The sequence below is a fragment of the Arsukibacterium ikkense genome, assembly GCF_000987775.1.
Classification (GTDB): Bacteria; Pseudomonadota; Gammaproteobacteria; order Enterobacterales; family Alteromonadaceae; genus Alishewanella; species Alishewanella ikkense.
Genome location: NZ_LAHO01000003.1, coordinates 89,352 through 110,042 on the forward strand (window position 1 = coordinate 89,352; position 20,691 = coordinate 110,042).

The 20,691-nt window shown below is 47.2% G+C and carries 21 protein-coding genes; 8 read left to right on the plus strand and 13 right to left on the minus strand.

What is annotated here, in order from left to right; translation table 11 throughout:
• Positions 1 to 6: 6 nt before the first annotated feature.
• Complete coding sequence (locus tag WG68_RS04090; protein ID WP_046556395.1) at positions 7 to 1,569, plus strand: transposase; 1,563 nt, start codon at positions 7 to 9, stop codon at positions 1,567 to 1,569.
• Positions 1,570 to 1,734: 165 nt separating this feature from the next.
• On the opposite strand, the gene WG68_RS19305 is transcribed toward WG68_RS04090, so the two are convergent.
• From WG68_RS19305 to cadR, 3 genes are read right to left on the minus strand one after another with little or no spacing between them, the layout of a single operon-like run.
• Complete coding sequence (locus tag WG68_RS19305) at positions 1,735 to 1,926, minus strand: hypothetical protein (RefSeq protein ID WP_456059086.1); 192 nt, start codon at positions 1,924 to 1,926, stop codon at positions 1,735 to 1,737.
• The gene (locus WG68_RS04100) at positions 1,901 to 2,809 is read right to left on the minus strand and encodes a cation diffusion facilitator family transporter (protein ID WP_011918390.1); all 909 of its coding nucleotides are present in this window, start codon (positions 2,807 to 2,809) and stop codon (positions 1,901 to 1,903) included. The genes WG68_RS19305 and WG68_RS04100 overlap by 26 nt, the downstream gene beginning before the upstream one ends.
• A gap of 31 nt (positions 2,810 to 2,840) precedes the next feature.
• Positions 2,841 to 3,254 carry a Cd(II)/Pb(II)-responsive transcriptional regulator gene (gene cadR, locus WG68_RS04105; RefSeq protein ID WP_008224336.1) on the minus strand — a complete coding sequence of 138 codons (414 nt, stop codon included), beginning with the start codon at positions 3,252 to 3,254 and terminating at the stop codon, positions 2,841 to 2,843.
• Positions 3,255 to 3,327: 73 nt separating this feature from the next.
• Here cadR and WG68_RS04110 point away from each other — a divergent pair, with 73 nt between their 5' ends.
• The 5 genes from WG68_RS04110 (at position 3,328) to WG68_RS04130 (ending at position 10,178) form a co-directional block, all read left to right on the plus strand.
• Positions 3,328 to 4,233 (plus strand): cation transporter, encoded by a 906-nt coding sequence (locus WG68_RS04110; protein ID WP_046556397.1) that lies wholly within the window; start codon positions 3,328 to 3,330, stop codon positions 4,231 to 4,233.
• 53 nt (positions 4,234 to 4,286) lie between these two features.
• Positions 4,287 to 4,652: a hypothetical protein gene (locus WG68_RS04115; protein ID WP_008224341.1), complete on the plus strand. Its 366-nt coding sequence runs from the start codon at positions 4,287 to 4,289 to the stop codon at positions 4,650 to 4,652.
• 51 nt (positions 4,653 to 4,703) lie between these two features.
• Complete coding sequence (locus tag WG68_RS04120; RefSeq protein ID WP_046556398.1) at positions 4,704 to 5,948, plus strand: TolC family protein; 1,245 nt, start codon at positions 4,704 to 4,706, stop codon at positions 5,946 to 5,948.
• A gap of 78 nt (positions 5,949 to 6,026) precedes the next feature.
• Positions 6,027 to 7,046 (plus strand): efflux RND transporter periplasmic adaptor subunit, encoded by a 1,020-nt coding sequence (locus WG68_RS04125; protein ID WP_046556399.1) that lies wholly within the window; start codon positions 6,027 to 6,029, stop codon positions 7,044 to 7,046.
• 9 nt (positions 7,047 to 7,055) lie between these two features.
• A complete protein-coding gene (locus WG68_RS04130; RefSeq protein ID WP_046556400.1) occupies positions 7,056 to 10,178 on the plus strand; it encodes an efflux RND transporter permease subunit in 3,123 nt (1,040 codons plus the stop codon).
• Between the two features lie 65 nt (positions 10,179 to 10,243).
• Here WG68_RS04130 and WG68_RS19785 read toward each other — a convergent pair whose 3' ends face one another.
• From WG68_RS19785 to WG68_RS19960, 9 genes are all read right to left on the minus strand, one after another.
• Positions 10,244 to 10,534 (minus strand): DUF3703 domain-containing protein, encoded by a 291-nt coding sequence (locus WG68_RS19785; RefSeq protein ID WP_324292075.1) that lies wholly within the window; start codon positions 10,532 to 10,534, stop codon positions 10,244 to 10,246.
• Positions 10,535 to 10,920: 386 nt separating this feature from the next.
• The gene (locus WG68_RS04140) at positions 10,921 to 11,586 is read right to left on the minus strand and encodes a CopD family protein (RefSeq protein ID WP_161796350.1); all 666 of its coding nucleotides are present in this window, start codon (positions 11,584 to 11,586) and stop codon (positions 10,921 to 10,923) included.
• Positions 11,587 to 11,827: 241 nt separating this feature from the next.
• The gene (locus WG68_RS19015) at positions 11,828 to 12,622 is read right to left on the minus strand and encodes a copper resistance protein CopC (protein ID WP_052748954.1); all 795 of its coding nucleotides are present in this window, start codon (positions 12,620 to 12,622) and stop codon (positions 11,828 to 11,830) included.
• A 12-nt stretch (positions 12,623 to 12,634) separates the two neighbouring features.
• Complete coding sequence (locus tag WG68_RS04150; protein WP_046556402.1) at positions 12,635 to 12,982, minus strand: copper-binding protein; 348 nt, start codon at positions 12,980 to 12,982, stop codon at positions 12,635 to 12,637.
• A gap of 16 nt (positions 12,983 to 12,998) precedes the next feature.
• Positions 12,999 to 14,414: a multicopper oxidase family protein gene (locus tag WG68_RS04155; RefSeq protein ID WP_046556403.1), complete on the minus strand. Its 1,416-nt coding sequence runs from the start codon at positions 14,412 to 14,414 to the stop codon at positions 12,999 to 13,001.
• Between the two features lie 9 nt (positions 14,415 to 14,423).
• Positions 14,424 to 15,794, minus strand: coding sequence for a TolC family protein (locus WG68_RS04160; protein ID WP_052748955.1), 1,371 nt, complete (start codon positions 15,792 to 15,794; stop codon positions 14,424 to 14,426).
• Between the two features lie 56 nt (positions 15,795 to 15,850).
• Entirely contained in the window at positions 15,851 to 16,183 is a 333-nt protein-coding gene (locus tag WG68_RS04165) for a hypothetical protein (protein ID WP_152663024.1), read from the minus strand.
• A gap of 108 nt (positions 16,184 to 16,291) precedes the next feature.
• Positions 16,292 to 16,741 carry a hypothetical protein gene (locus WG68_RS19520; protein ID WP_152663025.1) on the minus strand — a complete coding sequence of 150 codons (450 nt, stop codon included), beginning with the start codon at positions 16,739 to 16,741 and terminating at the stop codon, positions 16,292 to 16,294.
• A 557-nt stretch (positions 16,742 to 17,298) separates the two neighbouring features.
• Complete coding sequence (locus tag WG68_RS19960; RefSeq protein ID WP_324292073.1) at positions 17,299 to 17,667, minus strand: four-helix bundle copper-binding protein; 369 nt, start codon at positions 17,665 to 17,667, stop codon at positions 17,299 to 17,301.
• Between the two features lie 504 nt (positions 17,668 to 18,171).
• On the opposite strand from WG68_RS19960, the gene WG68_RS04175 reads away from it, so the two are divergent.
• The gene (locus WG68_RS04175) at positions 18,172 to 18,894 is read left to right on the plus strand and encodes an AHH domain-containing protein (protein ID WP_046556406.1); all 723 of its coding nucleotides are present in this window, start codon (positions 18,172 to 18,174) and stop codon (positions 18,892 to 18,894) included.
• Positions 18,891 to 19,448, plus strand: a complete 558-nt coding sequence (locus tag WG68_RS19020) for a hypothetical protein (protein ID WP_052748956.1) — start codon at positions 18,891 to 18,893, stop codon at positions 19,446 to 19,448. The genes WG68_RS04175 and WG68_RS19020 overlap by 4 nt, the downstream gene beginning before the upstream one ends.
• Before the next feature lie 51 nt (positions 19,449 to 19,499).
• Here the strand turns inward: WG68_RS19020 and WG68_RS04185 are convergent, their stop codons facing one another.
• The gene (locus WG68_RS04185; RefSeq protein WP_046556407.1) at positions 19,500 to 20,675 is read right to left on the minus strand and encodes a DNA-binding protein; all 1,176 of its coding nucleotides are present in this window, start codon (positions 20,673 to 20,675) and stop codon (positions 19,500 to 19,502) included.
• Between the last annotated feature and the right edge of the window lie 16 nt (positions 20,676 to 20,691).

A 20,691-nucleotide genomic window follows, 5' to 3' on the forward strand; every position in this document is an offset into this window, starting at 1 on the left:
CGCCTAATGCCTAAATATATCCCTTACGATTACAATCAAAATGCCATGGTGGTGATTAATTACCTTGATCAACTCCAGCCTGGCACCTTTGAGCATGCCATTCATTACCTGATTGATAACAAACTGGACTTGTCGATATTTCACTGCAAATACCAGAATGAAGATAACGGCCGTCCGGCGTATGATCCAGCTGTGTTATTAAAAATTATTCTATTTGCCTACTCCAAGGGTATTACTTCGAGCCGTGAAATCCAGTGGTGCTGCGAAACTAACATTATCTTTAAAGCCTTGTCGTGCGATACCGTGCCGCACTTTACGACTATTGCGGCCTTTGTCAGTGGCTCGTCGGTACAAATTGCCCAGCTGTTTGAGCAGGTATTGTTGGTTTGTCATCAACAAGGGTTGTTGGGTAATGAACTGTTCGCCATTGATGGCTGCAAAATGCCCTCTAACGCTGCCAAGGAATGGTCAGGCACCTTTAAAGAGCTGAGCGCTAAACGGGATAAACTCAAGCGGCAAATTCGCTACCATCTGGAACAGCATAAAAAGTTGGATGCACAGGCTAATGCCGATGACGAGCGCAAAGCGCGGCACCAGCAAAGCATTGAAACATTGAATAAAGCGCATGACAAAATCGAACACTTTTTAAAGACCGCCAGTCCACGGATGGGCCAGGGTAAACGATGCAAGGAAGTAAAAAGTAATATCACCGACAACGAATCGGCCAAGATGACCACCAGCAAAGGCACTATTCAGGGATACAACGGTGTGGCGGCGGTGGATAAGAAGCATCAGATAATCGTGGATGCACAAGCGTTCGGTGAAGGACAAGAGCACCATACCTTAGTGCCGGTGTTAGAAAAGATAAAGCAGCGCTATAAACGGATGGGGATTAGCGAGGATATCTTTGCCGGTAATACCATCGTGACGGCCGATACGGGCTTTGCCAATGAAGCAAACAATAGTTATTTATACCAACAGAAGATAAATGGTTATGTCCCGGATAATCAGTTTAGAAAGCGTGACCCGAAATTCAGCGAACAAAAACAAAAATATGGCAAACGACATATTCCTACCGCCAAAGGCCAAAAATCGATTATCCCATCCAGTGCATTTACGTTTGACCCAATAGCCATGACCTGTATTTGCCCTGCAGGTGAGTTGTTGCCCTTTAGAGGTTTTAGGTTGGAATCAGACGGGCTACAACGAGCGCAATTTAATGGCAGATTATTACAGTGTCGACACTGTAATTTAAAAGAGCAATGCATGATAAACCCTGAGTCGGCGAGTCATAGAAAAGGGAATGGCCGACAGGTATCGTTTTTAATGAAAGCCAATGCGCCCCCGAATTACACCGACTGGATGAAACAGCGGGTAGATAGCGAGGCGGGTAAACAAATCTATAGCCACCGCATGTCGGTAGTAGAACCGGTGTTTGGCAATATTGGGACGAACAAAGGGCTAAAACGGTTTAGCCTGCGCGGCAAAACTAAGGTGCAAGGCCAATGGCAGTTGTTCTGTATGGTGCATAACTTAGAGAAAGTAAGCCGTTATGGCAAGGTGGGGTAAAGCGAGGTGAAGAGTGGCCTAAACTCCGCTAATAGCGAGGCTATAAAACCAAATTAACATCAGAATAAATCTTGTCTTGAAATTATCACCAGAAACCTGCAAAGTTGATAACAAATAATAAACAGAATAGCCGAAGTGAAAATGCTGTGTTCTGAACAGGTTTTTCTACAGGCTCGTTAACAACCAGGCAAATAATGCCAGACTGATTGCAGTAGGTAACAGCACCCAGGCTGAAGCTCCTTTTTTCAGCCACAAGTAAGGCAAATAGCAACCGACAATTTCTGCTATTGCAGTAATGATAAATAAACCTAACGTTGTAATGACGGGCACTTCACTGCACCATATCCGGGAATTCATCCCGACAATCTTCTTGTGTTAACTCCAGTTCTATCGTGGTATGTGCTAAATCAAACTGCTCCAATGCGTTAGCAATACGCAGCTTAATATCGGCATAATGGTTTGCAGTAAATGCCTTGCTGGCATTGGTTACCACATGTGCGGTGAGTACATGATGTTCACCATCAAGCGACCAGAGATGCAGGTGATGAATGCTGTCTAACTCATCAATTTTCAGCAAAGTATCTTGGATTTCATTTTGCAATTTGCTATCTGGCGCGGCTTGCAGAAATAAACGCGCAGTTGTGCTGAGGTTTCGTAAAACATTAACCAAAATAAATAAGGTGAAACCAATAGAAAGCAAAGGGTCAAGGATAGGCCAATCCACAAATTGCAACACAATAGCCACAACCAAAACTGCAACCCACCCAAGAACGTCTTCAAGCAAATGCCAATTCAGCACTTTTTCATTCAGTGTATTTCCTTTACTCAAGCGGTAAGCGGCAAAGCCATTGACTGCAACACCCAGCACAGCTAAAGCCAGCATTCCCTCTGTCACTGGCATTACCGGGTTAGCCAGCCGCGGTATTGCCTCAGTCAGTACCCAAACCGATCCGGCAATCAATACCAAGCCGTTAATTAAGGCGCCAAACAATGACAATCTGCGGTAGCCGTAAGTAAATTGTCGGTTTGCAGACTTTCGGCCAAGCCGGTTCAACAGCCATGCACTGCCAATAGATAAGCTATCACCCAGGTCATGCACTGCATCTGCCATAATTGCTGTGCTGTTGGTTAACCAACCGCCGATAAACTCAATTAGGGTGAAACCCACATTAAGAAAAAAAGCCATAGCGATCCGGTTGTCGCTGTCGTCTTTGATATGTGAATGGTTGTGCTGGTGCATTAAGACTCACCTATTTATTGCTGATAACAACTTAGTTGGTTTGACTAACGGCTTCATTCAGTTGTTTTAAAATACCACAGTGCTCTACCGTGCGCTTCGAGTTGCAGCTAAGACGTAAAGCCTTTAGTTGTTTATTAAGCTGCGTTAAATCCGCTATGCGACGTTCTACCTGTTCGATATGCTGTTCAATCATCTGATTGACATCATCACACTGCGACATTGGCGAGTCATTCAAACTCAGTAACTGACGAATTTCTGCCAAACTCAGATCTAAACTCCGGCAGTGTTTAATAAATAGCAGTCGCTCGATGTCGGCCTGATCATAGAGACGAAAATTGCCATCACTACGTATTTTCGCCGAAAGAAGCTGCTCCTTGTCATAGTGACGGATAGTTTGAACAGAACAGCCGGAGATTTTTGCCAGCTCACCAATTTTTATTATCATGCTGCGGCCTATTGACTCTATAGTTACTATAGACTTTAAACTATGTTCCATAACAACCCAAGGTTTATCGGTTATGAATCCAAAATGCTGTTCCAATGATAAGTGTAGCGAAACGGGCAACAGTGAAAATAGCGCCGTTGATGCACCTGATAAGCATGCAAAATATGCCTACCTTAGTGAATTTAGGGTGCCTAAAATGGACTGCCCTGCCGAAGAGCGTTTGATCCGTATGGCGCTGGAAACAGTTGAGCCTGGTGTTCTGTTACAGTTTGATATCCCACAACGGCAGGTTCGCGTTTTTCACACGGTGAATGCCAATGAAATTACACCAAAAATGCACAGCTTAGGGCTGGGCGCATCGCTGACAAAGACCGGGCCGGTGAAACCCGAAGAGGTAACGCAGGCCAGACAATCCACAGCATCAGGTTCGCTGCGTGAGGAGTTAATTTTAAAATGGTTGCTGGGCATTAACGCGGTGATGTTTGCAGTAGAGTTTGTGACCGGTTGGCTGGCTCAATCAACCGGGTTAATAGCCGACTCTTTGGATATGTTTGCCGATGCAGCGGTATACGGGGTTGCGCTATACGCAGTCGGGCGTAGTAGCAAGGTTCAATTAAACGCCGCACAGCTTGCCGGCTGGCTGCAATTAATTTTAGCTTTTGGGGTGATCAGTGAGGTGATACGGCGCTACCTGTTTGGTAACGAGCCAGTGTCGACGTTGATGTTAATTATGGGCGCTATTGCTTTGGTTGCTAATGTGATCTGTCTTTCGTTAATTCATCAACAAAAAGAAAGCGGCGCGCATATGAAAGCCAGTTGGATTTTTTCTGCAAATGACGTTATCGCAAATGCAGGGGTGATTTTGGCCGGATTATTAGTCACCTGGACCGGGTCACGCTATCCGGATCTGGTAATAGGGTTCATCATTGGATTAGTTGTACTCAATGGTGCGCGCAGGATTTTACAGCTAAAAGCGTAGCTTGTTGTTAAGTCGCAATAGCGCTACCATAGCGCTAACTTACTGAGGGATTTATGTTAGGTCGTACATCAGGCTTATTATTACTGTTGCTGACTATGCTGAATCATGCCGTGATGGCCTGTGATGCGTTAGTTATGCATTTGCCTGATCATGCCCATACCTACACTGACCTGCAACATGAACACTGCCACTCAGATACCCTTTTCGACGTAAGCAGTGAGCAAGTCACTGCACATAACGTTGAACATAACTCTGAGCATGATACCGACGAACACAGTAATCATGCTCATGTCACCTGCTATATCGCTTTTTTTCAGGGCATGGAGGTGCTTAACTTCCGTGACAGCGTTATAGCCGCTACCCAACCAGGGTTAAACCTCATTAGCTATCGCCCACCGGTGCCGCCGCCAAATATCTGATCCTGCTTGTTTATCTTTTTTTATTAACGATTAACTTTCAGGAGCATACCCATGCGTATGACACTAATGCTGCCAGCAATACTGGCGGCGGTATTTTGCGCGCTTCCGCTACGTGCAGAGCCGCAAGCACTGACATTACAACAGGCAATAGATAAAACGCTGCAACACAACCCTCAGCTGCATCAGTATAAATTTACGCAACAGCGTCTGTTTGCAGAGCGTGATTTGCAAAGCCTTAAACCCGGTTATCAACTCGGTGTAGAGCTTGAGAATGTTGCGGGCACCGGAGAGGCCAGAGGGCTGGCCGGTGCTGAGCTGACAGTCGCCTTATCTTCCGTGATAGAGCTGGATAATAAAGCTCAGTGGCGCGCTGCGGTAGTAGACGCCAGGCTCAATACTCTTGAATGGCAGCAACAGGCGCAAACCCTGGATGTGCTGGCAGAGCTTACCCGCAATTATATTAATCTGCTGGCCAGCCAGCAGGAATTGACACTGACAGAAGAGGCCGTAGCGCTCTCAGAAGCCCTGCTGCAAAGCGCTGAAAAACGTGCCGCCAGCGGTGCCTTGTCAGATGCTGAAATCATGCGGGCAAAGGCGCAACTGGCTCAGGTTCAGATCGGGCGGGACGCCCTGTTGCAGCGCATTGAGCGGCAAAAAATAGCCATAGCACGTTTTTGGGGTGATACCAGCGCCAACTTTAACGTTGTGGCAGGTAACTTGTTTGCTTTTGGCCAAAGCCGCCCTTTTGCTGAGCTGTATCAGCGGCTGCAACAATCGCCGGCGTTAACCATTTTTGCCTCTGAACGTCGGTTAAAAGACGCTGAAGTGCGACTGGCACAAAGCCAGAATCGCGCCGATCTGAGTTGGCAGGTAGGGGTAAGACGCTATCAGGCCAGTGATGATACAGGCCTTACCTTTGGTATCTCAGTGCCGTTATTTGCTGAACGTCGCAATAGTGCAGCCATCGAAGCTGCGCTGGCAGAGCGAAACAATGTCGAGTATCGACAGCAGGATAGCTTACTGATCCTGCATGAACGCTTGTTTGATGCGTACTCGCAACGACAGCAATTTATTACCAGTCACCAACAGTTGGCGCAGTACGTGATCCCCAACCTGGAACAAGCGCTGGATCTTACGCGTGATGCATACCAGCGCGGGCGCTCAAATTATCAGGATTGGCTTAATGCCCAGCAAGAATTGTTGCAGGCAAAAAGACACTTACTGGAAACCGCCACTGCGGTGCTATTGAGCCAGGTGACGATTGAACAGCTTACCGCCGAGCCGGTAACGCAGTAACTGACAAGATTATTGCCCCGCTGCCGCACTTCATTAACTGTGCGACGTGGCAAACAGAACATACAGGAAGATAGCATTATGAAACCACATGTAACACTGGCAATGTTTATTGCAGCCTGGCTGATGCCGATGCATGTAATGGCCGCCAATGAGCAAGAACAAGCTCACGTCCATGCCAAAGAACAAGCGGTAAAGCCGCAATCTGACACTAAGAAAAATGAAGAGCACGAAGAACATGAAGAACACAATGAGCATGAAGGGCACGACGAAAACGACGAGCATGAACACAACGAAACCCTAAGCAGCCGCATTAGTGATGATATGGCTACGGCGGTTAATATTGTCACAGACCGTGCTGACAGCCAGCGATTACGCCAACATCAGGTGGTTTATGGCAAGCTTAGCGCTGATCCAAACCGCATCAGCCATGTTAATGCCCGTTTTCCCGGTATTCTTACCTCGGTGAAATTCTCACTGGGTGACAGCGTAAAAGCAGGCGATGTACTGGCCGTTGTCGAGTCAAATGAGAGCTTAAATACCTATGCCATTAAAGCACCAATTGACGGCGTTGTTATTCAGCGCAGCGCCAATGTTGGTGAAGTCGCACAGCAGCAGACGCTGTTCAGCATTGCTGATTTTGGCAGCCTGTGGGCCGATTTTCGCGTGTACCCGTCACAACAAGATGCTGTCGCAACAGGACAAAAAGTGGTCATTATGGCCGCTGACACTGAGATTAACGGCGTAATTGCGCATATCATCCCATCATTAACCCAGCCCTATCAACTGGCCAGAGTTAAGCTGGATAACCGTGACGGTAAACTGTCGTCCGGGCAATTGATCGAAGGTGCTGTGATAAGCGGTGAATTCAACGTTGAGCTTGCCGTTAAAAAGTCGGCCATTCAAATACTGGACAATAAAAGCGGAGTCTTCGTAAAAAACAATAGCGAATATGCCTTTACCCCATTACAGCTTGGCCGTAGCGACATGGATTATGTCGAAGTGATTGCCGGTTTAAAGCCCGGCCAGTTGTATGTCACTACAAATAGCTATCTGTTAAAAGCGGATATTGAGAAATCTGAAGCCGAGCACGCGCATTAAGGGGGCACTATGATTGAATCCATGTTGCGCCTGGCTATTGCGAGGCGGTATCTATTTTTAATGCTGACACTGTTGATTATTGCCATTGGTAGCTGGAGCTACCAACAGTTACCGATTGATGCAGTGCCGGATATTACTAACGTTCAGGTACAAATAAACACGGCGGCACCGGGTTATTCGCCACTTGAAGCAGAGCAGCGTATTACCTATCCGGTAGAAACTGCCCTGTATGGCTTACCCAATTTAAGTTATACCCGCTCATTGTCACGCTATGGCTTGTCACAGGTAACGGTGGTGTTTGAAGAAGGCACGGACATCTACTTTGCCCGCAATTTAATCAACACCCGGTTAGGCGCTATCAAGGATATGTTGCCTGAGGGCATAGAGCCTGAAATGGGCCCTATTTCAACCGGTCTTGGTGAAATCTTTATGTATACGGTGCAGGCCAAGCCGGGCGCGCTGCAACAAAATGGTTCACCTTACGATGCCATGGCACTGCGGGAAATCCAGGACTGGATAATAAAACCTCAGCTGGCACAGGTTAAAGGTGTGGTGGAGGTAAACAGTATTGGTGGCTACAACAAGCAATACCATGTGTTACCCGACCCACTGAAACTGCTTAATTATGGCCTGAGTATTAAGGATGTTGTACTGGCCCTGCAAGCCAACAATGACAACCGGGGTGCCGGTTATATTGAACGTGAGGGCATGCAACTGCTGGTACGCTCGCCCGGTCAGTTAACCTCTCTGGATGACATTGCTAATGTCATTATTACGCAATACGACACAATACCGGTAAAGCTGAGTGACGTTGCCGATGTTGCCATTGGCAAAGAGCTGCGAACCGGTGCGGCAACTCAGGATGGTAAAGAAGCTGTGCTGGGTACAGCCATGATGTTAATTGATGAAAACTCACGCACAGTGGCACGGGATGTGGCGCAAAAGCTGGAGCAGATCAAAAGCTCTCTGCCAGAGGGTGTTATTGCTGAAGCAGTATATGATCGCACCACCTTAGTGGATAAAGCCATTGCAACCGTCAGTAAAAACCTGCTGGAAGGCGCATTACTGGTGATCGTAGTGTTGTTTATCCTGCTGGGCAACCTGCGGGCGGCGTTAATCACTGCGGCGGTGATCCCGCTATCAATGCTGATGACCATTACCGGCATGGTACAAGCCGGCGTTTCTGCCAACCTGATGAGCCTGGGTGCGCTGGATTTTGGCTTAATTGTTGATGGTACGGTGATTATTGTCGAGAATGCGGTTCGCCGCCTGGCGCAGGCACAGCACAACGGCCGTATCCAACCGCTAAAAGAGCGCTTAAATACGGTGTATCTGGCAACTGCAGAGGTTATCCGGCCCAGTTTGTTCGGTGTGGCCATTATTACTATCGTGTATATTCCTATTTTTTCGCTGACCGGTGTCGAAGGTAAAATGTTTCATCCTATGGCAGCGACTGTGGTGATGGCCCTGTTATCCGCTATGGTGTTGTCGGTGACCATTGTGCCTGCCGCTGTGGCGGTGTTCTTAAATGGTAAAATCAGTGAAAAAGAAAGTGCGGTCATAAGAGGCGCTAAAACCCTGTACGCACCGCTATTAGCGCTGGCACTCAAATTTCGCTGGCTGGTGATTGGTTTGGCCAGTGCTCTGGTTGGTGTGTGTCTGTGGCTGGCCACCACCCTGGGATCGGAGTTTGTGCCTCAGCTTGATGAGGGCGATATCGCTTTACATGCCATGCGTATTCCGGGCACCGGCTTAGAACAAGCCGTTGCAATGCAGGAAATTCTGGAGCAGAAGATCAAAACCTTTGCTGAGGTTGATAAAGTGTTTGCCAGAATTGGTACCGCAGAAGTGGCGACCGATCCGATGCCACCCAATGTGGCTGACAACTTTGTGATATTAAAACCGCGCAGTGAATGGCCCAATCCGGATAAAACCAAAGCCCAATTGGTCGCTGAAATGGAGGCTGCTTTGGCGACATTGCCGGGCAATAACTATGAATTTACCCAACCTATTCAGATGCGTTTTAATGAACTGATTTCCGGTGTACGAGCTGATCTGGCTATTAAGGTATTTGGCGATGATTTAGATCAGCTGGTTACAAGCGCTAATCAAATTCTGCAAGCCGTCAACAAGGTGCAAGGTGCTGCGGATACTAAAGTCGAACAAGTCACTGGTTTGCCAACCTTGTCGGTGATCCCCAACCGAACTGCGCTTGCCCGTTACGGCTTAAATGTGGTTGAACTACAGGACTGGGTATCAGCGGCAATTGGAGGTACGTCGGCCGGTATTCTGTATGAAGGTGACAGACGCTTTGAGCTGATTGTGCGCTTGCCGGAAACCCTGCGTCGCGATCTGGACAAACTGGCGGTGTTGCCGGTGCCATTACCAAATGGGGACTTTGTACCGTTACAGGAAGTGGCTACCTTAGATGTGTCGCCTGCGCCGGCGCAAATTAGTCGTGAAAATGGCAAACGCCGGGTAGTGGTAACCGCGAATGTGCGCGGGCGAGACCTTGGTAGTTTTGTAGAAGAGGTAAAGGCCCAAATCAACCGCGACGTTGCATTACCAGCCGGTTACTGGCTGGATTATGGCGGTACTTTTGAGCAGCTGGAGTCCGCCAGTCAGCGCCTTAGCATCGTGGTGCCTGTTACGTTGCTGCTGATTTTAGGTATTCTGGTGATGGCTTTTGCGTCATTAAAAGATGCGCTTATTATCTTCAGCGGTGTGCCGTTGGCGCTTACCGGTGGCGTGCTGGCGTTGTATTTGCGCGGTATGCCTTTATCAATCTCTGCCGGCATTGGCTTTATCGCATTATCAGGTGTGGCGGTGCTGAACGGCCTGGTCATGCTGAGCTTTATTCGCGATCTCTGGCGTGAAAAAGGTGACTTGCTGCTTGCGATAACGGAAGGCGCGCTTACCAGGTTGCGCCCTGTGCTAATGACCGCTTTGGTCGCGAGCCTTGGTTTTGTGCCGATGGCGATTAATATTGGCACCGGTGCAGAAGTGCAGCGTCCGCTGGCGACAGTGGTGATTGGCGGTATTATTTCGTCAACCTTACTGACCTTGCTGGTATTGCCGGTGTTATATCATTGGGTACACAAAAACGATAACCGCAAACAGCAAACGGAATAATCATTAACCTGCTTCGCTGCAGCATTGGGCTGCAGCGAAGAACGTTTTGGCAATAGTATGGGTGTTTATGCTAATACGATTAAAACGATAACCGCGTAAATAGTCAGGCGTATTAAGACGTCCCGCCAAATGGGGCTGTCAGCTAGCAAGGGTTGCAAGTCAGCTGGCAAGGGCACTGGCTTTAAAGCAGAGATATTCGCGCCTCCAGGATTTCCCCTTGGAACCCAACCAAATATAAAACCCGGAACCGTTGCTATCAAACGGACGATCTGACCAATAACCTCGCGATTATCATTGCGTTTAAGCCCAATTCGTAACATCTGCCAGTGCGTCGCTATGTGGCCTAGTGACCACATAGCTTCGAAAACGGACAACTTTTGATAAACCGTTTACCAGAGCGCTGCCGGCACTCTCGAAATTGAACACGTAACTGGTTAACTCTCTGTCATTGCTTGCTGCTGTGCCTTGCAAATATATGGCCAGACGAGATCCTTAATTTTTTTCACAGAAAGTATATTATCCAGCTTATTTATATAGGTAGTTACTGCTAACCCAATCCAAAATCAGACTTTAAGATACAAGCCGCACTTACCCGAAGATTGTTTCAAAAGGATTTTGGAACGCGTTTAATCGGTTATTCTTGATATAATATCTTCCAACTGGAGAAGATATGACCTTAAAAAAGCTGGGCAATTTAGTTTAAATAATTGTGGTTTATGAGCAATAAAAATTGTCCACATTCTTATCCCACTTCCAAACCTACTACCACCGTTGCCCAGGCCGTGATACCCAGTACCAACATGCCGGTAAATATTTCAATACCAATAACCGCTCTGAGGCGTTTTACTGCGTTCGGCTTGGCCAATTGCGGTACCAGTAATAGTTTATTCGAGGCACCGAGCCCAAGCAGCAACGTAACCAGGGTTAACTTTATTAGCAACGTTTGACCGTAGGCTGTTTGCCACAACAGACGTAAATCTCCCAGCAACATTTGCAGCATAACAACACCCATAACCAATAATACACCAACAAAAACCATCGCCAGCTTACCAAAATTATCCATAACGCTTGCTAGCGTTTTGGTTTCAGCTATTCGGGTTAGCTGCCACAGGGGCAACAATGAACCCATCCACAGCGATATCGTCAACAGATGTAACAACAGTGCCAGCTTGCCATACCAGGGGGTGCTAACCATATGCCCGGTAAAGGTAAATGACACCAAAATAGCAGCAACACTAAGTAGCAGTAACGGAGTACAAAATTGGCTCCGCCAGTAAATTATGACTGCAAATAGACAACTGCCAAAACCGCCTAACGCTATACCCCAACTTAAACCCGGTTTACCCGACAGCAGCATGGCGTAGAGTTCCCAGTCGTAAAAACTAGCAAAGCCTTGACCACTAAACATCAATAACTGGCTTGAGAATGTAAGCAAGACGGCAGCAATACCTAACGCGGCGCAAACCGTAATATAACGCCGCAACCAGTGCGACCCGGTTTCATAAAGCCGCGTTAATCGCCAAATGAACAAGCCCCCCATCACACCAGCAGTGGCAACGTAAGTTAACACTCTGGCTAGCCAGCTTATAAGATTAGTGATCTCCACACTCTACCCTTAAGGAGGGCTTTACCCTCCTGTGTTCAATAACTTAATTCGACCAATGAATATGAGTGATCCGCCAGCTACCGTTACGATGCTGCAAGGTAATAGTTTCCATGCCGGTATGAGCTATAGTCTTTCCTTTAAACTGGCCGCTGACTTTTGATCGTGCCAGCGACAAGGCGCTGTCACCCTGCACCTGCACATGATGCTCCAGCGGTTCAATTGACATTTCTTTTAAAAACGCCATATCTGCCGCCATATGATGGCTCTGATATTCGGCTCTTGAGCGCTCAACGCCACCCCCTTCAAAAATGACCACATCACTGGCCAGTAACCGTGCTACCGCGTCGGTATCACCGGCTTTTAGTGCAGCATGGAAATCCTGTACCACTTTAGCCGCGGGGTGCTCCAACCCGCTAAACTGAACGACCGCTGGTTCATCGGGTTGAGTTGTTGCCCCGGAAGCGGAATTGGGGTCGACAACAAAACTAAAGTCTTCCTCTATTTTATGACCGTCATCTCCCATGCCCATCCATGTGACCTTATAAGTTGACGCTGCCAACGTAGCTTTAAGGGGTATTACAAAACGGGGTTGAGCCGTAACTGAACGTTTAAACTCCAGTGCAATATTTTTACCTGCAGCGTCAGTTAACGAAACACTCATCAAGCGCAGTGGTGCACCAAACTCCAGGCTGAGCTGGCTTAGGTCAGCAACTGTCTGTCCATTCGCCGGAGCAGATGATTTCAGGCTGGTATGTGCCCAGCCTGTTGTGGGCATAACTAAAGCCAATAGTGCAGCAAAAAATATCATGCTGCTGTTGGCGAAACTAATATTTCTCATTATTTAATATCCTTAGTGTCCGCTGTGCTGCATTTTTTCAATAGTAGTTATAACCAACGCAGTACCTTTTTTCTCCACTTTAAAGCGCACGCTGTCGCCTTCAGCCAAGCCTTCCAACATTGTTTTATCTTCAATCTGAAAAACCATGGTCATAGGGGGCATGCCGAGGTTTTTAATGGTCTGATGTTTTAGAGTGATTTTGCCGTATTCAATATCCAGTTTACGAATAGTGGCTGTCGTCATCTCATCAGATGCAGCTTCTTCGCTTTTATGCTGATGAGAATGAGTTTCCTGCGCCGCCGCAGATTGCATTGCTAATGCTGCTAATACTATTACCATACTAATTTTTGTTAATTTCATAATTCACCTGTCGTTGCTATTTATGCCCGTTATGGGTTTGAGGTTTACGCACTTTTACTTCCAGCTCTTTCGCCTGGGGTTGCTCCAGCGGCATTAGCTGGCCACCATGCTCTTTAGAGCGCTTGGGCTTAGCAATATCGCCGGTCCATTCCCGGGCAACAGTCCCCTCGGGATGTTTAAACCAACCCGGGTCTGAATAATCGTTTGGCGCCTGATCTTCCCGCACTTTAAGTACACTGAACATACCGCCCATTTCTACCGAGCCAAAAGGGCCGTCACCGGTCATCATCGGTAAAGTGTTGTCAGGTAACGGCATGGTCATTTCCGCCATGTCGGCCATGCCGCGTTCGCCCATTACCATATAGTCAGGCACTAAAGTCTGGATTTTTTTGGTTATACCGCGATGGTCAACGCCTATCATGGTTGGTACATCGTGGCCCATCGCGTTCATCGTATGATGTGACTTATGACAGTGAAACGCCCAATCACCCACTTCATCAGCAATAAATTCAATTTGACGCATTTGGCCAACCGCAATATCGGTGGTAACTTCCGGCCAACGGCTACCCGGTGGCGTTGGCCCGCCATCAGTACCAGTTACCGTAAACTCATGGCCATGTAGGTGAATAGGATGGTTAGTCATGGTCAGGTTACCCACGCGAATGCGCACTTTGTCGTTTTTACGCACCACCAATGGGTCAATACCCGGAAAGGCGCGGCTGTTAAAGGTCCACAGGTTAAAATCCAACATAGTCATGATTTTTGGCGTATAGGCGCCGGGTTCTATATCGTAAGCATTGAGCAGAAACACAAAGTCACGGTCCACTTCTTCAATATGTGGATGCGCATCTTTTGGATGAGTTACCCAGAATCCCATCATACCCATGGCCATCTGTACCATTTCATCAGCATGAGGGTGATACATAAAGGTGCCGGGGCGCCGGGCAATAAACTCATAAACATAGGTTTTACCCACCGGAATAGCGGGTTGATTTAATCCCGCCACGCCGTCCATGCCATTCGGTAAACGCTGGCCATGCCAATGAATGGAGGTATGCTCAGGCAGCTTATTGGTGACAAAAATCCTCACTCTATCACCTTCAACCACTTCAATGGTCGGCCCTGGTGATTGACCGTTGTAACCCCATAAATGCGCTTTCATCCCAGGCGCAATTTCCCTGACTACAGGTTCAGCCACCAGATGAAACTCTTTAACACCATTGTTCATCCGCCAGGGCAATGTCCAGCCATTAAGCGTAACTACAGGGTTATAAGGCCGGCCAGACGCCGGTAACAAGGGCGCCATCGTATCGGGAGAGTGTTGGCTGACCACTTCAGGGATCCCGGCCAATGCAGCTCGACTGACAGCAGCGACACCCACGCCTGCCGTAAGAGCTCCGATGCTTTTTAATAATTCACGACGAGAAAACATAATTACTCCTTAATGGCCGGCATCTGCCGCAGTGCTAACAGGTTGCTGTTCGGTACTCTCTTGCTTGGTGACAGGTACACCAATCATGACCATATCTAATTGCGACTTTGTCAACCAATAATCCCGGGTGGCATTGACATAACCAGTAACCGCGTTAATTTGATTGCGCGCATCAGCAATTAGCTCAAACACGCCTATAAACATACCGTTATAGCGCAGCTGATTTTCTTCCGCGATTTGCTGCTGAATGGGCAACATGGCGTTTTTGTAATGCTGTGCCAACTCATGGCTTGAGGCGTAGTTGTGATAGCTTGTTGTTAATTCTGAACGTGCCGACACGCCAGTAGCAAAAGCTTCGTTAAAGGCTTGTTTATATTGATACTCTGCTTTTTTCACCCGATAGGTTCCCCAATCGAACAGAGGCAACTCCAGCACGGCTTTATAGCTTCTTTCAGAGCTATCCTGCAAATTGCCACCTACCTCTAATTCAAACGCATTGATAAACCGGGTTGCTTTGGTCAGGCCCGCACTTTGCGCAACAAGCTCCAGCTTTAATTTTGCGAGTCTGATATCCAACCGTTGGTCTAATCCTCCCTGGATTACACTGCGCCATTCGGTCAGCTCTGCTGGAATTTCAGGTAAACGATCGGGTAGGATCAAACGCTCTGACTCCTGCCACAATCCTAACTGTTGTTGTAGCGTTGCCTTGCTGTTGTAAGCTAACTGTCGTGCTTTGACTAAATTCAAGGTCGCTTCAGTCAGTAAACCTTGTTCACGCAAGTAATCTAATTTACTGAAATTGCCAGCTTGCAGCATCCGTTTTGCCAGTTCAGCCCCGGCTTCCGTAGTGGTATACACCTGCTCGAGATAACGCAGTACCTCTTGTGCGGCCACGGCATTCCAATAGGCGTGGCGGGTATCCGCAATTATACCGGCAATACGCTGCGCGCTTAGTAAACGTGCCTGTTCAAATCGGTTCGTTTCTAACTGGCGCACTTTAGGTAGTGTTAGCAGCGACAGGATATTAAAACCAAACTCTAATTCGGTTGAATAATTTCCATCAGACACATTGCGGGTAAGCATAATGGCAGGGTTGGGTAGTTGTGACGCTTGTTGCAGTTGTGAAGCCGATACCCCCAGGGCAAATAATTCCGCCTGCAACGATTTGTTATTAAGTACGGCGATTTCCACCGCAGTATCTAATGTTAAAGGGTGCAGTAGTAACCCTTGTACCCGCTGTTGTATTTGTTGCTGTTGCTCGTCATTTTCAATGCGTTGCAACGGCGTTGGGTTAATAGCAGCAATTTCAGCCTGCACCGTATTTATCGGGTCGCCTGGATTAACCGCACACGCTGTTAAACTGGCTAATATGGCTGTCACGACAGCCAGCTTCACTAAGGATGTATTAGCGAGCTTTCTTGAAGGCATTGACATAATCAGTGGCCCTCGTGATGGTTAGTTTTTGGCTCAGGCTGCTCAGGCTGCTCAGGCTGCTTATGATGCTCGTGGTCCATCGCCCCCTCAGAGGCATAAAACATCCAGCCACCAATTTCGTGGACACGTTGATTAACTTCTGCCCAATTACTGACAACCGGGACCTTCATTTGCTGCGGTGCAACCGGCATATAAGGTGATACTGTCTGCATGTCATCATTTTGCAGTGGCGCCGGTATTGTTGGCTCGTTTGCTATCACATTATTCGTAGCAAAAATGCTGAATAGCCAAAGCCCAGCGACCGCCAACCCTTTGGTGGCAATGCTCTTATACATATAAATATCCTCAATAAATTTAACTACATGATGCATAGGTGAAAAATGTCAGCGAACCAACATGGTTGCCAAGCATTACATCGGTAATTCCAGGTCGAACTAAGAGGGTTACACGGTCTTTGGTGGGCGTTCTTGTGGTAAAACAATACCGGTAGTATGAAAATAGGTGTTTTGCAGTACTTTGTCATGGCAAGGTACTTCAGCTGCTGCGGATACCCCTGGTAACGACACGCAATGGATTGAGCAGCAATGGTCACAGGCTTCGCAAAGCTCGGCACTGGTTACATATATATTACCGACGGTGTTATCTACGGACATGTTTGGCGATGTGTTGTTAGCATCTGGTGAAGAGTGGTGATGATTGGCAAATGACTCCTGAACAGTCATTGCATCTGACGTTATTGCGCTTTGGTGATGTTGCTGGCTTTGGCAATGAACCATAGCATACAGGCCAGTTCCCTTAAGGAGAAACAGCAAGCAAAGTACTATGATAAATAAATTACCTGAGCGCATACGTAATCCAGAATTGTAGTTAACATATGATAAGTCAGTTTGCATAAAAGTTCAAACACCGGATTAAGTCAAGTGGATCAACAGTCAACCATCAGAAGTAAATTAACATTACAGATCCATAGCTTGTTGTCTATTTAGTGCTATCGAACATCTGTCTCAGTAAGAGTGGAAGAGAAATAATTAGGGCAGCGTCGACAAGTGCTTAACGCCAAGGTGAAAACTGCAATACATTTAAGCAGGTCAATCATTAACCAGCTTGGCCGCGCGACTAGCTCATTGGCACATTAGCTTTTTTGCCATGAATTTAATTGGCACGGCGGCAGAGCAAGCGGGATGGTTAAGCTTCTAAGTTATAACAATCAAGCTCCGCCGACTAATCAGCAACTGTTACATCGCGGCAAGGTTAATTCACCAGAGCGAACTCCGGATAACCTTAAAAAATAGGTTATCCGGTACTCTTACTTCAAGCTGAAAACCGCAGTGTATCTTTTATGCTGGGACAAAACTTGCGGGAACCTCTCAGACTGTGAAGCCTTTTCTTTATAACAGATACGTTTTAGATACATCACTATAGCCACGACATGGTAAGGCTAGTCAACAGCTTACGCGGCCATTGTTCGGCAAGCCTCTGCGCAATCACGACAAGCTTGAGCGCACTCCTGGCAGTGGTTTGCTTCGTGTTTACCGCATTCCTCGCCACAGGCATCACAAAGCTCCGCACATAATCTACAAATATCGCTGGCGTATTCGCTGCCTCGAGCCATTGCGGCTGCGGCAAACCGACATAACGCGGCACAATCAATATCCAGACGTATGCAGCGCTCCATTTGTGCTACGTTACTCTCTTTGAGACAAGCTGTCGAACAGTGGTCACAGGCGTCAGCGCAACGGTTGCAGGCTTCGATACAACTACGGTATTTTTCATGAGACATGAGTTTTCTCCTTAAAATAGTCAAAACATAACTTTTCATCAATTCACGGGGATTCTCAGTAGCTCCTTAATAACGCTTTGCGTAAATATATCGGCACCCAATGCCCGTGAATTCCTACAACAAACTCTCGTTTTCTTGTAGAACGAAATTTAAGCAAGTAGCATACCGCTCTGCCTTTACCCGTATAAAGCGACGGTTAAAAAGAGCGAGCTCGCCGAAAGATCAGTTTTATACTCCAGAGAACGGTTTTAATGCTGGCAGAAATTACCTGCATATGTAAGATTTTCATTGTGGATCTTATAAGTTCATACGTAAACGTGGAACCGATTAGACTGAAAGTCATCGGTTATTACATCGCCCATCACCAATCGTCCATTAATTGAAAATTTGCCAGCCGGCAGCACTGGAAAGTGCCTATTATCCATGATCTGCCGAAATAAGTGAAATATACGTAAAGAATAAATTTACAAATGATTGATATGGCAGCCGTCTAAAATTAGAATACCGATAATCGTTGAAATATATGAGGGAGTGAACTTCAGGATGAAACCGACCACCACACACTATTTCCGGGCTTTGCCTATGCCGCAGCGCCCTTTGAACCCAAGCCCCCTTGAAATGGTTATTTATAATTATGAGCTTAAGGCTCGGGCATTTCACATTGAACGAAATAAAGTCACTCCCGCTAATGAATGTGAAAAGGCAAAGAAAGCCCGGATTGCCAAATGTGAAAGAGACCAGCAGCACCTGCGTATAGAACGCAGAAAAATTGGCGCTCAGGTCAAACTGCATGAACATTTACAGGCATATAGAGACGCATGTGCAACGATGTCTCAGGAAGAATTGGCCAGAGAAAAGCATCACCCCACAAAGACATTGAGAAAAAACCTGTTTGCTGCCGGTGAGCCCAAACCCAGCCCGATCCATGAAGCCCACCATATCATTCCAGGCAAAGGACGATACTTGCAGTATCAAATGATGATTTGTCGTCTCAATCTGCACTCGTATGGCATTGGCATTCATGATCCGCTAAACGGTATGTGGTTGAGAAATTATGAAAAAAACAAACCTGATGATTGGGCTACGCCTGAAGCCTCTGGCCACAGATCACTGCATTGCACTGAGTATGAGCGCTGGATATCACGGAAATTTATGAATGATAACGTACCTGATCATGTTTTTGTCGGCTGGCTAAAAGACGTAAAACGGCAATTAAGGTATGGTGTTTTTTCGGTGGATGAGACGACGCCCGGAGGTGATTCATGATATTCCGAATTGAAGCGCCTAAAAACACGCACGAGGTTATCGATTATGATGTGCTGAGCATGGCTGAAATGCTTGGCGATAAAGACTTCAAGTTGGTGAGACGGCTTTCAAACGCCAACGTGAGCATTGCGGACAGATGGGTGAAGCCCAGTTGTGGCTTCAATAAAAAATACAAGAGTAAAAATGAACCCAGCGATGTTTCGCTTTGGGGGAGTTTCTTGCTGTTGAGTCCCTTGGCTTATGAGTCGTTATCCTCAGAGTTATCGTCGCACGGTGAGTTTTTACCTATTGACTTGAATGGTAAAGATTGGTGGTTATTTAACTGTTTAGCGCTTGGCGCAGAGTCTTTGGCTGAGTGTATTTCTCATGAAACTGAGTTAGAGAAATTGGTTTTTGATGAGAGTAAGCTGGCTGACAAGTTCATTTTTAAATCTGCACTGGAAGGATGTAAAACGCTTTTTTGTGATGACCGTCTGAAGATAGCGATGACTCAGCTGCCTGTGTGTGGGGTAAATTTTAATACCAATTTGGTTGAACAGTTTTTAGTGTTGTGATGCATTATTTACAGCTGGCCATTATCGGCCAGTTGCAATGATAATGTCAGATTATGCCAGTCTCAGGATCCGGTCTGGTAAAGTATAAGTTTCGCCGTCAAAACTCACTGAGTATTTCACAGAGCCGTCCCTCTTTTTTACGCAACGCTCAACCTGGCCAATGCGGTCATATAAGGCATGTTCAGCATCGATCACAATGACGTCTTCACCCTTGGCATATCGGGGCGGCGTCGAAATGGCGTTGACGGTGGAGAATGTCTGCCAGAGTTGCTGCTGGGTAATGAGCGAAGCGGATAAGGCTGCTTTTTCCTGCAGCCAGGTTTGCTCTTTTTCTTGCAAACTGGCAACTTTAGCCGCCGCTTCCGCATACTGTTGCTGCAAGTCTTCGTGTTGCTTTTGCAATCTGTTTAGCTCGGTATCTTTACGATAGAGTTTTTGCTCCGTTTGTTGTTGGCTGTTCTGGATCCCCAATAATTGTTGCTCAATCTTACTGACAGACTGTGTGGCGTGTTGCAACTCCGCCGACTGTTGCTGTGTTTGAGCTTTTAAGGTTGTACATTCCTGTTGTTTAACGCTCAACGCTTGGTGGCTTAATCGTAACTCAGCCTGTAGTTGTTGTACCTGATGATCATGCCGGTGCTGCTCTTGTTCCCGTTGCGTTTTCACAGACTCACGATAATGCTCAAGCGCCTGACGGGCATGAGTATGCTTCTCTTCCAGCGACTGAATATGCTTGTCTTTATCCTGGATTGTGCCGCTTAGATGGCGATTTTCCGCAGTAATAGAAGATAACTGCAACGCATCCTGATGACGGGCATGTTTCAGTTCTTCTATCTGCGCTAAGGCTTCGCGGTGTTGGTGTTCCAATTTATCCCGATGTTCACTGATGGCCATCAATTCCTGTCGTAGCACGTCAAGTTGTCGTTGGCGCTCTGCGACGACGAGGTTATGCCGCTCTTCCGTAGTCTGAATGCGCTGCATGGCCTCTTCCTGGAGGCGCTGTGCTAAATGCCCCACGAACTGGCCTAATTCGTCACTTAGCGCTGAAAGGTTGTCAAGACGTCCTTTCTCATCGACTTCAAGCTCTCGCAAGTACTTCAAAATCGTGGTATTCGACCCGGTGCCTAACTCCGACCGGACCAGTTCGACAGATGGGTGGCGTCCTTGCGCAATGAGCTCGTTCCGAACCTGCTGAACCTGATGCTTGGTGATCCCGTCTCTGGCCATGGTTTACCCTTAATCG